This window comes from Methanoplanus endosymbiosus, assembly GCF_024662215.1.
In the GTDB taxonomy this organism is placed as follows: Archaea; Halobacteriota; Methanomicrobia; order Methanomicrobiales; family Methanomicrobiaceae; genus Methanoplanus; species Methanoplanus endosymbiosus.
This window is the reverse complement of record NZ_CP096115.1, coordinates 684,639-698,164: the sequence shown is the minus strand read 5'-3', so window position 1 is coordinate 698,164 and position 13,526 is coordinate 684,639. Positions and strand designations below refer to the sequence as shown.

Sequence of the window (13,526 nt, the reverse complement as noted above, 5' to 3'; positions counted from 1 at the left end):
ATTATTGTGTGGTCGTTCTGCTGTTATTCCTGCTATATCTGTCTAATCTGTTTTGTACGGGAGGATTTCAGTACACATTTAAGTGCTGAATGCAAAAATTAAGAGATAAACCAGTTTTTGTGAGACAATTTATGAACTACCATTATAGCAATTACATCATTACCGGATGTATATTTTTTCTGGCATTTATCTGTGCCGGGGCATCCGCTGTTACAGTCACAGTCAGTCCGGATTACATCCAGGAAGGAGATACGATCACAATAGACATTCAGGATCTTGCTGACGAAAGCACATTTGCACTTAAAATGCAGTCTGATATGAATGTTGAAGGTGCTGAGAGTTTTGCCTTTGAGGCAACCAGTGTTCTCCTTCCGTTTTCACTTGGAAATCCTGACGTATATGTCCGGGCAGAACCTGTCGTAAGTGCCGGACTTAGGGCACAGAATGACGGATCAGTTAAGTCACTTGAATATATTGCTGGTGATGATAATATTGTGGATTTTTCTCAGGGACTTGACAGTTTAGGTTCAGGCACTGTTGACTCTCTGAAACTGTTTGGTGAGCTGGATGCAGGCACTTCAGTTGTCAATCTTACACTTCAGCTTGAAGGCAAAAAAAACGGTGCTGATGATTCATCAATAACTTTTGGCCTTAATGGTATAGATGAAGGTAATGCTGTCATAACCGTTCTCGTTGACGGTGAAGTGATCTCCTCACAGGTGATCTCAGTCGGAGGTACACCTCCGGTGCCTGTTGCAGATTTCACTGCCGGAAATGTGACCGGCACAGATTATCTTACAGTTCAGTTCAGTGATCTCTCATCGGGCAGTCCTTCGGAATGGTTATGGGACTTTGGTGATGGCAATACATCCACTGAAGAAAATCCTGAGCATACATATGTCACACCCGGAGCGTATGATGTAACTCTCACTGCAACAAATGCGGGCGGTTCTGATATAATAACAAAATATGAATTTATCAGTGTACGATCATCTGCCATTGGTGCAGTGCTGACTCTTCCGGATGTTACCGTGCCCCTGAATGGCTATACAATAATTCCGGTTTATCTGAGCAATTGTTCCGGAATTAAAAGTCTTTCAGGGACTGCCTCATATGATCCTGCGGTTGTTAATGTCACTGGCATCAGTATTTTAAATTCTGCATTTGAGGACACTGAGATGAGTGTCTGGTATGAGGAATATGGTGCAGGGCTTGAATTTAACAGTGATTCTGGATTTACAGCCGAAAATCCGGCAGTTCTATTTGAAATTGTTGTAAGGGGATCCGGAGTTCCGGGTGACACAACCCATATCATGATCACAGATCCGGAATGTAAGGACGCTGAAGGGATAAGCTATAGTGGTATTTACAATTCTGGAAACATTACAATCGGAGTAAAGGGTGATTTCAACGGCAATAATGTTGTTGATATCGGTGATGTCTCAAAGGTGGCATATATGGTTGCAGATAAGGAAACTCCTGACCCGGCAGCAGATTTCAATGACAATTCTCTTGTTGAGGTCGGTGATGCCGCAAAGATCGCTTATTTCATCATTGGACAGATTTCAGCATTATAATAATGCCTGATGTCAGGTGTGTGCTGTATTCTCATCCGCAAATATGGGCTATACAGCCGGCCACAAATATTTTTTGCAGTCTGCAATCTTATCATCTCTGCTTAAAAAAGAAATTTTTGGGTTTTGCTGTCTTTTTGGATTACTCCAGCTCAATGTATGGAATTGTGGTCAGCAGTTCACTCTTAAGTGCATCAAATCCGATTCTCTCCATGAAGCGTGCTGTCCTCTCTCCGGGTTTTCCATTCATTTTGTAATATTCAAGCAGGCGTTTTGTCAGGTCCAGTACCTCATCCTTTGTAATATTCTTTGCAATTACATCGCCGATTCTTGGCCTTCCGCCTGAATTGCCACCGAATGTTACAGTCCATCCCTTGCCTGAGCCAAATATCCCTATATCACGGACATAACTCTCACCACAGCATCTTGGACATCCGGATACACCGAATTTTAATTTTGCGTGAAGATTGAGATTCTGATACAGCTTTTCAATCTCAAGACCAAGTGAAAGTGAGTCCTGGTTTCCGTACTTGCATACTGCTGTTCCCGGACAGGTCTGTACATAATGAAGGCAGGGTGCGGTAGCTTCTCCTATTGGCATACCGAGGTCTGTTTTGACATTGTCAATATCTTCTTCCTTAATCCCCACCAGCACCATTCTCTGTCCGGATGTCATCTTTATGATCGGAATTCCATATTTTCTGACAGTCTTTGCGATCTCTTCAAGATTTTCAGGAGTGACTATCCCTGCCGGACTTCTGGGGACAATTGCGTAGGTCTCTCTATCTCTCTGGATTATTGCTCCTTTGATTTTTTCAGCCATGATCATTTCTCCTCCCTCACCAAAGGGGTTGATTCACTATTCATTCCAATAATATATATATCTGATGCCAGCCGGAAGATGACCGGCTGTGTGATGTTAGTGGATAATTCATAATATTGGTGTGTGGCAGAGATCTCCCACGATGGTTATTTATAATAATATGGCATATTTTTAAAAATTAAGAATATGCCTTCTAAGATTGTCATCCGGAATAATGAGCTGTGGACCTATTCTGTAACTGAAGTTTTGCAGGAATCTGAGAGCAGACAGCTTTTTCCTGTTTACAGTTTATGCCTGCACAGATTATAAGTACGATAAATGTTTTGTGAGATTCATTATATTATTTGGCGGAGTAATTCAGAATAAATCAGTAATCAGGAGATATATAATGTTATGAATTTTGCATCAGTTGTTTTTCTGTTCACCGGAATTCTGGGTTTTATCCTGATATCCTTTGTTCTAGGGAAAAAACCATCCAGAACTTCCAATGCTTTTATACTCCTTTTACTGGCAGTATCGTACTACTCAATTACATATGGAATTGAACTGGCACTTACTGATCCGGAACTGATACTGCTGATGATCCGGATTGAATACTTCGGGATTGTATTCATACCTCCGCTGTGGCTGATATTTGTCTTAACTTACACACGGCACAGGGATGTACTCAATTTTCCGGTTTACGTATTATTTTTCACAATTCCGGTTGTGACTCTGATCACTGTAAATTCCGGCTATCTCATACCTCTGCTGTATCAGTCTGTGAATTTTGTAAGGTATGGAGATCTGCTGCTGCTTTCAATCAGTCCGGGGCTTGTATATCTTCTCAGTGCCTTATATTTTATACTGGCATTTATATCCGGAATTTTGATTCTTTCTGATTTTCTGCCCGGAACTCATGGCCTGATTAAGAAACAGGTGACGATTATAATTTATGGGGCTATAATTACACTTGCTGCATATATTGCTTATATCTTTATTTTAGGGCCTTACTACCATATTGATATCTCACCACTCGCTTTTCTGTCTGTATCAGTTATCACTTTCTGGGCGTTATTCCGGTACAGGCTCTTCTCTCTCACCCCTGTTGCATATGACCTGGTGTTCAATGCAATTCCTTCAGGTGTGCTGATAGTTGATAATTACGGCTATGTTATTGGTGCAAATGACTCCGCGGATAAGTTTCTGAGATGTAATGTCCAGGACGATTCCGGGAAGGTTCTATCTGAATACTGCTCAAAATGGCCGGAATTTGATGGCTACATAAATGGTCTTCTGAAGGATGTTCCTGTCAGTAGTGAAGAGGAGATCGTTTTTCAGTATGATGACTTCAGAAAGACAGTCAATATTCAGACAACTCCGTTAAAGGACAGGTACGGACATAATGAGGGATTAATAATTATACTGCTGGATGTAACTGAACGCAGAAATGCAGAGGCTACATTACGGAAGAGTGAGGAAAGATTCAGGAATCTCTTTCTGCAGTCACCTGTAGCTTATCAGTCGCTGAACAGTGACGGTAAAATAATTGAGATAAATCCCGAATGGAGCAGTATTTTGGGGTATAACAGAGAAGAGGTACTGGGTAAATCCCTTGCCTGTTTCTTTTCAGAGAGAACCAGACATCATTTCAGAGATTATTTCAGGGCATTTTCAGGTGAGGATTTGATATACAGAGAACTTGAACTTGTCCATAAGGGCGGGCAGTTGGTTACGGTGATAATATCCGGGCGCATACAGCGCGATCCTGAAGGGAATTTTGTACGGACACACTGTATTCTGTATGATATAACTGAGAGGAAGAAGAGTGAAGAATCCCTCTATCAGGCTAATAAAAAACTGAACCTCCTCTCCGGAATAACCCGTCATGACATCTTAAATCAGCTTACAATACTGAAGGGTTATCAGGATTTATCCAGGGAACATCTCAGCAATACAGCTGATCCGGACTCTCTGCTTATTAAATATCTTGATAAAGAATCTAATGCGGCAGAGATTATTCATCAGCAGATTAAATTTACGGAAGATTATCAGGATATTGGTATTCAGTCTCCCAGATGGCAGAATGTTAAAATTATATTTTCCAGGTCCGTTCAGTATATTAATTCAAATGGTGTGAGTATTCTTGTGGATGTCGGAAATATTGAAATATATGCCGATCCTCTTCTGGAGAAGGTATTTTACAATCTTGTTGAAAATGCCCTTCATTATGGGGAGAAACTGACCTATATTTCCCTGTCGTTAAAAACAGAGGATGACTGTCTGATTCTAATCCTTGAGGATGATGGTATAGGAATTCCTGAGAAGGAGAAGGAGAATATTTTCAACCGGAGATATTTCAGAAATACGGGGCTTGGGATGTTTTTATCGCGGGAGATTCTCTCAATTACGGGCATTGAGATAAAGGAGACAGGCATTCCGGGTGAAGGGGCAAGGTTTGAGATTATAGTTCCAAAAGGAACATACCGTTTAGAGGCTGATAACTGAAAAGACCCGTGGAAATAAGGTTTTTCTGAGAAATCCTTTTTATTCCGGTTAAAATTCGTTTATCAGTCTGTCATTATCGTCAAGAATTTTTCTTGTTCCTTTTGGGTACAGGAATTTTCTGAATAGTCTTGTCATGAACGGCATAACGATGTAAGTCATGAGGAATGCGAGGATTGCAACATCAATCATCTTCTGAAGAATATATGGCAGATCTCCAAAAATTATGGCTTCAATAGGGCCAAGTACTGAAATTACCGGCCAGATGGCAAGCCAGGTTACAAAATACTGCCTCTCTTTTCGGGGAGGTTTTATAACTCTGTTTCCCGGAAGTGTGAACCATGTCTCAAGGCCGTCTAATTTATATGTCCTGGGCGGAGCTATGGTAATTTTCTTCTCAATTTCTTCCCATCTTTTGTAGTCTTCTGAAGCTCTCCAGTTTTTGTGATCATTTTCAGTCCGGAATTTTATAACTATTCTGTAGTCACCATCGGCCGGATCAAGCGGCCTGAAGAAGTTTACACCGAGATATCCGGGATATTGGGATAATATCTTTGACAGGTGCATGATCTCCTCCTCAAATTCTTCTTTAAAACCCGGTTTTACAAAATGTGTCCTGACTATTGTAACCGGGTCTGGATTCTGAGTTTCATCACTCATTAAAATTAATTATAGTTTAAATGAGAAAATAGGTTTGTGTATTATTCCGGAAAAAAGTTTATTTTTTAACCGGAATCTGAATTTCTGTCAGCAGTTCTTCCGGTGTTGTTTCATCAGGATTGTTGAGATATATCTGTCTCTCAGGGCCAATTGTTTCAAGTCCTTTTTCTGTTGCAATTTTAAATGCGGCGTTGTAAGCTGCTGAAAATCCTTCATGTTCATATGGTCCTTTGTAGATGACGGATATTACCCGGCATGGTCTAAGGTTTCTGATTTGATATCCGTCTTCATCAATTGCGATTTGTCCCTGAACGGGTACAGCCATCTCAATGTCTGCATCTGTTTCTCTGTATTCGCCATCATAACATATTGTAATGAACGGGCCGGTGATTTTAACTCCTTCCTTCTGGTTGGCAGGGTTAAATATTATTTTTATGAGGTTTTCTGATACTTCTGAGCAGACTTCCTCATACGATCCAATTCTCCTGCATGAAATTACTCTCATTGCAGGCACGTCTTTTATAACAGGTTCTGATACATTCATCTTAAATAACTCCATAAACTCCTTATTTTCTTTAAGTATGGACTCTATCTTCTCCAGCCGTTTAATCTCCTTCATTGTCTTACTGTGGTACTTTGTGATAATCTTCCGGACTGATTCATCGTCATTATCATCTAATGCCTGAAGAAGATCTGATATGTCACTGAGGCTGAATCCAAGATTGCTGAGAGTCTTGATTTTTAGTGCCTTTTCAATCTGGCTGGTTGTGTAATAGCGATATCCTGTAAACCGATCTTTTTCCTCAGGGACGAGTATCCCTTTTTTGTCATACAGGCGCAGGGCTTTCTGTGAGAGGTATGTAAAGAGTGAAAATCTGCTGATTGTTATTCTGTCGGATGGCATATTACATCTTATTATTATTCTGGATCTGTTATAGTCTGTATTTCTCTTACCCGGGTTATAGTTTATATTCTGGTTCGGACATTATCTTTTTCTGCACAAATATTATATTTTCTATATTTTAACGGCGGCAGTGATAATATTAAATTGGTGGCTACTGAACCCATAGGATTTTTTTAGAATTTAGTGTCTATCTGCTTTATGATTCTTAAAGAGATTATAAATCAGTAAACTGGCTCCTCGCTGTTTTAAGTGGGTAGCATTTAATGCGTAGAATCAGAAATTAAGTCAAAGGTTCCGTAAATCTGGGATTTGACTGAAAAATGCGTCACAACCCTGCTAAAAATATAAGTGATTTTATGGGATTTGTTATAATTACCTACACCATTTGGTGAACCATTCTCTTAAGGCGGCACTGTCTGAAAAATCAGTGATGACTGATCATTTTTAGGCATAGATCAGTTTTTCATCTGATTTAAGCCGGCACTGTCTGTTTAAGAGATCATATCACTTAATAATTTCACTGTGTCTCTGCAATCGCAATGAAATTTTTAAGGATTTTAAGTCCGGCATCCCCGCTTTTTTCCGGGTGAAACTGCGTCCCCCAGGCATTCTTATTCCTCACAGCCGATGAGAACGGACAGATATAATCAGTCTCTGCGATTGTGTACTCCGGAGTTGTATCTGCATAATATGAATGGACAAAGTACACATATGTCTGATCTTTTATTCCTTCAAAAAGTGGATCACTGCCGGTTAATGTCAGGTTATTCCAGCCCATATGCGGAATTTTAAATCCTTCCTTCTTCTCAAAACCCCTGACTCTTCCGGGCACAAGTCCAAGGCCCTCATGAATGCCGTACTCCTCACTAATTTCAAGTAGCATCTGCATCCCAAGGCAGATCCCAAGAACCGGGCGTTTTTTTACAAATTCAAAGAGAGTCCCTTTCATATCGCCCAGCTGTTCCATCCCTTCCGAAAACGCACCTACGCCCGGAAGGACGACTCCGTCAGATGCCATCATCTCCTCACAGTCAGATGTGATGATGGCCTTTGCTCCGGCCTTTTCAAGACCTTTCTGTACACTTCTTATATTTCCAAGTCCGTAATCAAGAATAGCTACTTGTGTCATCCGGTCCTCCTCTCTTTCTCCATTCTCCGTTTGTAATCCATTCATCAGAAAGGTTGTTCTTCTCCTTCCATGAATTCAGCTTCTCTTCCCAGGTACTCCATAGTTCAGGGTAATCTTCCTTAATGATCTCAAAGGTTGCAAGATCACTTGACGGACACATGAAACACCCGATTCTGTCAATCCTCTCTTCATACAGGGGATTGTATGGTGCCTTCTCCCTGAAGAGGTAGAGAAATACATGCATTGCAGTCCAGTGCTGCAATGGTGCGGCAGAGAGCTGCACCTGCACCTTGAAATTCCGCCATATTCTGGGGCTTTTCATCCTCGCAAGTGACTCATACTTTCTCTGTCCGATAAATGAGAGACATTCGCCCCATTTTTCGGTGATGAGGGACTTTACGGGGTTTAGTTTGCATACGGCGCAGCACCACCTTACATCCACAGCCGGCGGGCCGTGAACTTCAAACTTATTATTAAATTCTTCAGCGCCGCTTGTATTTATAATCTCAAGTCCGTATCTTTCAGCGACATCAGTTATGTTTTTGTATGTTTCCGGAAATTCAAGTCCTGTATCTGAAAATATCAGCGGAACTTTGCCGATTGCCTTAAGGACAATCAGAAGGGTTGCAAGGCTGTCCTTTCCGCCGGAATATGAGACCGTTGCAGGCATATCCGGATTTTTCTCAACGACAGATTTTGTAAATCTGACCGCTTCAGACTCATGACTGTCCATAATATATTTGTTGGAATTTACCGCATCGTCCCAGGTTGCAGCGCCGGGTACGCATACCGAGGGTTTTGGTTTTCTGGTCCTGACAATCTGCCCTCTCTCCATCCCCTTTGCTTCTTCATATCCGACTTTTGCCCTGCCGACAGCTATAGATTCCATATCCCTTGAGACCAGGAATACCTCATCTCCGGCTTTCACATCCGGATGAAGATCCACAAGGCCGGGTGCTAACAGACTTGTTCCGGATTTAACCGGCTCAACTGCGCCATTGTCGGCTACTACGTAGCCTTTCTCCGGTCTGAAATACTCTGCGGCATGGACACGCGGGAGTACTTCCCATCTCTTCTCAGCCGGAAGATAGCGTATAGCGCAGACTACTGCCCCGCCCATAATTACCTCTTCCATCCTGTCTTTGTCAGGGACTTTGTTGAGGATTACAAGGTGACCTTCGGGTATGAGCATAGTGCCGAAATTTTCAGAATATATTTTATTGATATGCTCGATATCCTTCTTAAATGCCGGCCTGATGTCACCCGGAGGTGTGACAGAGACCTGTCTGGTCTCAGCCCCGCATGAGCATTTTTTCCCTAAAACCGGGGTATGACAGGTGTCACACCAGTTAAGGACGAGTTTTCCAAGAAATGCTTTGGACATTATCCTTAATATCTGGTTTTAACCGGATAAAAGAGGTTGTTTTTTGCAGTGTCCATGTGACATTCTGCTATATGAAAACCGGGCCGAATCTGTTGCAGATTCTTATATCACGGATATTCTTACCCAACAAAATTTTAAAATATAGTCCGGCTGGCAGTATTGCGCCCCTGTCCGGTGAAACAGTCACTCAGCCTGTGTTTTTTCATCATTGTCAGATTCAGTCATCCCTGCGGTCAAATCAGCTTTAATCTCTGTTATCAGTTCAGCAGTTGTGTCAGCATTCGTTATTTTAACCAGAATTCCGGCAGACTCAAAGACATATTCAGCAGATTTTCCGGTGAGTGGCTGTTTTGAATATATAATGTCCGGCTTGCAGGTTAAGAGGAATTCTGCCGAACGGATTCCCTTCTGCCTCTCCATCATGCTCGCCGGGTTGGATATTGTCTCCTTTCGCATGAGTTTTGCATCCTTAAGGTTGAATTCCAGTACTGTGAAATACGGTGCTTCTCCAAAGTGGGAGCAGATCTCTCCTTCAGGACCGTTGATTGGAACGGCGTATCTCAGATGCAGTCTCTCTTTTGGTTCGTAATGTATGACAGTTCTCTCAACATTCGGTACAAGTTCACGGATTTTTGATTCAATTCTCTCACTTGCAATATGTGCCCCTGAAAAATCTGATCTCTTCATGTTCACCGTTGCTTCAACAAAGATGAACCGCCCGGAATTTCTTGCAGTAAGAGTTTTTATTCCGGTTACCATTGGGTCTGATAAAATTGCAGATTTAATCACATCTCTGGTATCATAATCTATTGAAGCGTCAAGCAGGGTTCTCATGCTGTCTTTTAGTATCTCCCACCCGGAATATGCAATGAATAACGCCACAATTACTGCTGCAATGCTGTCCACCGGAATTCCGAAGTACTGGGCAAATAGTGCAAAAAATACCACTGATGTTGAGAGGACATCCACCCTGTGCTGTTTACCGTCTGCTATCAGTCCGGGGGAGTTGTATCTCTTCCCCATTTTGACTTCATATGTGCCGAGAAGATATGGTACAGATACCAGTGCCGCAACTGCAAAGAGCACCCATCCGCTGAATGCTACGGCTGTATCGCCTCCGGAGAGGGCTTCAGTGAGGATCTCCCAGGCAGTCAGAAAGACCAGAAGGGCAATAATTACAGAGACCAGATTTTCAATTTTATAAAGCCCGTATGGATAATTGCTGCTTTTAAGTCCGGAAAGCCATATTCCGGCAATAAGGGCCACAGATGCAAGAACGTCTATGAATGAGTGGATGGCATCTGCTTCAAGTGCAAGACTGCCCGACACCCATGAGAGGTACAGTTTGACTGCTACAAGCATGGTATTGACAATCAGTGAGTACCATGCCACTCTTCTGACAATTGAGTCCTCGTGTTTTCTGTCCGGAATTTTAGCGCTCTCTTCCTGCATGTTTTTGTCCGCAATTATGAAGTTGTATTAGTAATCTTATCATTCTGATTCCGGGCCGGTGTAATTGACATTATAAGGCAATATCGTGATGATTATCCTGCATCAATGTTAATAACTGTTATCAGATTTGGTAGTGTTAAGTTATTCCCGAAATTATTGATTTTCATCACAATTCCGGGCAGCACTTCCAAAATCATAGATGAGGTTTTATGTATGGATCAGTTAATATGCCCTTTTTGTTCACCGGAAGAAAAAGATATTGTTTTTAAAAATTTACTGTGGTATGCAAGATGGGATGATTATCCTGCAACTCCGGGACATCTCCTGATAATTCCCTTCCGTCACTGTGTGGATTATTTTGTGCTGACTGCCGATGAGAGGGAAACGCTCTCTGATATGATTATTTTGGCAAAAGAAGTTCTGGATGAGAAATATGGTCCCGGAGGATACAATATTGTTGCAAATGTGGGCGAGGCTGCTGAACAGACTGTCATGCACTGCCATATCCATGTAATCCCACGTTATCACGAAGAGCCTGACAATCCTCCGGGCGGGATTAAAAAAATTGTCTTCAATGAGAAGAAGTTCTGAGCACAGAGATATCTGTCTGAAATATATTATGGTGAAAAAAGAGAGTATATTTTTATTACAGTAATATCTGTCTGTTATTGGTTGTGGTGGTTATCTTCCGCCTGCACCACCACCTCCAAAACCGCCTCCTCCGCCAAATCCTCCGCCGGCTCCCCCCTGTGAGGGTGGCGTGAATGTGCTTATGGAGTAAAATCCTGCATACCAGAGATAGTGGGGATAGAAGTACCCGGACTCTGAGATGTTTACATTGAGTTCTTTCATTGCTTTTTCGACATTTTTGCCTGCGCCGAGTGCAGTGCCGTAGATGAGCCATTCGCCCCACATATTGATGTCGTCAGGACTGTACTTCTTTATCTGGCTTAAGTCGGAGAGGAATTTTTTAAATGAGTCCCATTCAAGTTTTTCTTTGTAGTAGTCCTCTTTCCAGTTTCCAAATACTGTGGAAGGAAATACCATTGCTACTATTGACTGGACAATCATCACAATTCCAAGGAATATGGCTATGAAGATCATTCCTGCTGCATCTTCTGCAAATACAAAGAGGGCAATTGCCAGCAGAATATAAATTATTCCGCCGATTATGAAAGGCAGGATAAGTCCCCTGCCGTCTGTTGCATATTTTCCTGATATGGACTGATCAGAACCACTGGTTAGTGACTGGAGGTTCTCCTTTACTGCAAGGGCCAGATGTTCATCGGCCGATGAATGCCTTGCACTCTTTGCAATGCTCTCAAAGTATTCTGTATCGAGAATATTGTCATCTCCGGAATAGAGGGAGACAAAGTTTAAGACATTCTGTTCATATCTGTCCGGACTTTCTGGGTCAAGCAGTTCTATGAGAATGCCTTTCTTATCCGGCTTTTCACTCATCCGGAGTTTTTTCTGCTTATGAAGAGAGAGAAGGGTTGCATAAAAGCCGTTCTCGTCAGATTCAAAGGCATCTTTGCTGAATACGAGGTTTACCTGCCAGGGGGTGAGTTTTTTGTTCGGAATTGTGCTCAGGTATTCCGGGACTGTAAACTTCTTTTCCCGCCCTGATTTCAGGTACAGCAGTATGAAGAGAAGCGGTGTTAAGATGACAATTATCTTTCCGATGAGCAGTAAGAGGTCTGCAAGGAAGAATCCAATGCCGTAACTGTCATTTGCAGATAATGTCTTCTCTTTCACTCCGGAGATCTGCCTCTTGTAACCTGTAAGTGAATTTAGTACCTCCGGATTCATCAGGAATTCTGTCTCAATTATTTCATTCTCAGGTGAACTTCCGGTTATGACAACTCTGCCGTCTTCCTTTTCGACATTGTATGTGGGCGGATGTGGGAATACCTCGGTTATATCATCCGATTCAAGTGTAATTTTCACACTTTTGTAAGGGATGTGTTCGCTTGCAAACATCAGGTTTACATGAACAGCCTCTTCATCATATTCGATTGGAGGGTAGATGTTGTATGTATATTCAACCTCATATTTTCCAGGCTTAAAGTAATTGAGGTTTAAGATTCCGGCCTCATTTTCGTACGCTTTGTCTGTTACAAATGATCCTGCCTGTGAGTCTTTGCCGATTATATATACTGCACCGGACTTTGTTTTGATGTATCCAACGGTTCCATCCGGAGCTTTGACTCCTGTAAGTTCTATATATCCGCTGTTCTGTATTTCTTCGGGACTGCCTGACCATGTAAGCGGGGCTGCCCAGACTCTGTACAGCATCCGGTAATCTCCGGATGACTGTACGTCATATACATATTTCTCTGTCAGTGTGCCGTCTTCATTCCAGGTCACTTCATATGACTCTGCTGTGAGATCTCCTCCAAAGTCTGCCGGCAGTGACTGGAATGCTTCTGCAATAAATACTGAAAAAAGGCCGATTAGAAGGGTTACAGCAATAATTACTGCAATCTGTTTCTTTTCATCCATTATGGTTTACCCATCAGAATTTTATTTCCGGAGCTTTTTCAAGATTTTCGTCTGCAAATTCGAGGTAATCGAGCTTCTGCATGTGGATCATGTTTCCGATTATGTTTGAGGGGATTGTCTCAAGCATGGTGTTGAACTGCTGTGAGATGTTGTTGTATGTATATCTCTGTCTGGCAATCTCATCCTCGATCTCTTTTATTGATGACATCAGTTCCTGAACTGTCTGTGAGGTCTTAAGGTCGGGGTAATTCTCCATCACGGCAAAGAGCCTGCCGAGAACTGATCTGGATTCAGCCTCGATCTTGTTTAAATCTCCTGCTCCGGCACTGCCGACACTGCTTCTCATCTTTGTTACGGATTCAAGTGTTGATTTCTCAAATTCCGCATAGCTTTTTACTGAGCCGAGAAGCTGTGAGATCATGTCAAGACGCTTTTTCATAGCGACTTTGATCTGTCCCAGTGTTGCCTCTGATGAGTTTTTAAGGCTGAAGTATCTGTTGTAGATGCTTACTGACCACAGTATGAGCACTATTACAACCAGTATGATGACTCCGCCGATAATTAGTCCTAACATTTTTAATCCTCGTGTTTTTTTGTATTAGTTCAGTTTT

At 42.1% G+C, this 13,526-nt stretch carries 11 protein-coding genes; 3 read left to right on the top strand and 8 right to left on the bottom strand.

The genetic code is table 11. The annotated features are described in order from the left end of the window. Window positions 1-131: 131 nt before the first annotated feature. Window positions 132-1,577: a PKD domain-containing protein gene (locus tag L6E24_RS02920; protein ID WP_257743227.1), complete on the top strand. Its 1,446-nt coding sequence runs from the start codon at window positions 132-134 to the stop codon at window positions 1,575-1,577. A gap of 139 nt (window positions 1,578-1,716) precedes the next feature. Here the strand turns inward: L6E24_RS02920 and L6E24_RS02915 are convergent, their stop codons facing one another. Next, window positions 1,717-2,397, bottom strand: coding sequence for a ferredoxin-like domain-containing protein (locus L6E24_RS02915; protein ID WP_257743226.1), 681 nt, complete (start codon window positions 2,395-2,397; stop codon window positions 1,717-1,719). A 393-nt stretch (window positions 2,398-2,790) separates the two neighbouring features. Between L6E24_RS02915 and L6E24_RS02910 the strand changes: the two genes are divergently transcribed. Beyond that, window positions 2,791-4,884, top strand: a complete 2,094-nt coding sequence (locus L6E24_RS02910; RefSeq protein WP_257743225.1) for a histidine kinase N-terminal 7TM domain-containing protein — start codon at window positions 2,791-2,793, stop codon at window positions 4,882-4,884. Between the two features lie 48 nt (window positions 4,885-4,932). Here the strand turns inward: L6E24_RS02910 and L6E24_RS02905 are convergent, their stop codons facing one another. From L6E24_RS02905 to L6E24_RS02885, 5 genes are all read right to left on the bottom strand, one after another. Further along, complete coding sequence (locus tag L6E24_RS02905) at window positions 4,933-5,541, bottom strand: antibiotic biosynthesis monooxygenase (protein WP_257743224.1); 609 nt, start codon at window positions 5,539-5,541, stop codon at window positions 4,933-4,935. Window positions 5,542-5,599: 58 nt separating this feature from the next. Further along, the gene (locus tag L6E24_RS02900; protein WP_257743223.1) at window positions 5,600-6,445 is read right to left on the bottom strand and encodes a MerR family transcriptional regulator; all 846 of its coding nucleotides are present in this window, start codon (window positions 6,443-6,445) and stop codon (window positions 5,600-5,602) included. A gap of 517 nt (window positions 6,446-6,962) precedes the next feature. Further along, window positions 6,963-7,574, bottom strand: coding sequence for an imidazole glycerol phosphate synthase subunit HisH (gene hisH, locus L6E24_RS02895; protein ID WP_257743222.1), 612 nt, complete (start codon window positions 7,572-7,574; stop codon window positions 6,963-6,965). After that, on the bottom strand, window positions 7,552-8,958 hold the full coding sequence (locus L6E24_RS02890) for a phosphoadenosine phosphosulfate reductase domain-containing protein (protein WP_257743221.1): 1,407 nt from the start codon (window positions 8,956-8,958) through the stop codon (window positions 7,552-7,554). The genes hisH and L6E24_RS02890 overlap by 23 nt, the downstream gene beginning before the upstream one ends. A 183-nt stretch (window positions 8,959-9,141) precedes the next feature. After that, window positions 9,142-10,410 carry a cation diffusion facilitator family transporter gene (locus tag L6E24_RS02885; RefSeq protein WP_257743220.1) on the bottom strand — a complete coding sequence of 423 codons (1,269 nt, stop codon included), beginning with the start codon at window positions 10,408-10,410 and terminating at the stop codon, window positions 9,142-9,144. Window positions 10,411-10,623: 213 nt separating this feature from the next. On the opposite strand from L6E24_RS02885, the gene L6E24_RS02880 reads away from it, so the two are divergent. Then, on the top strand, window positions 10,624-11,001 hold the full coding sequence (locus L6E24_RS02880; protein ID WP_257743219.1) for an HIT family protein: 378 nt from the start codon (window positions 10,624-10,626) through the stop codon (window positions 10,999-11,001). Window positions 11,002-11,091: 90 nt separating this feature from the next. Here the strand turns inward: L6E24_RS02880 and L6E24_RS02875 are convergent, their stop codons facing one another. Beyond that, complete coding sequence (locus L6E24_RS02875; protein WP_257743217.1) at window positions 11,092-12,915, bottom strand: DUF2207 domain-containing protein; 1,824 nt, start codon at window positions 12,913-12,915, stop codon at window positions 11,092-11,094. 13 nt (window positions 12,916-12,928) lie between these two features. Beyond that, complete coding sequence (locus tag L6E24_RS02870) at window positions 12,929-13,489, bottom strand: LemA family protein (protein ID WP_257743216.1); 561 nt, start codon at window positions 13,487-13,489, stop codon at window positions 12,929-12,931. Between the last annotated feature and the right edge of the window lie 37 nt (window positions 13,490-13,526).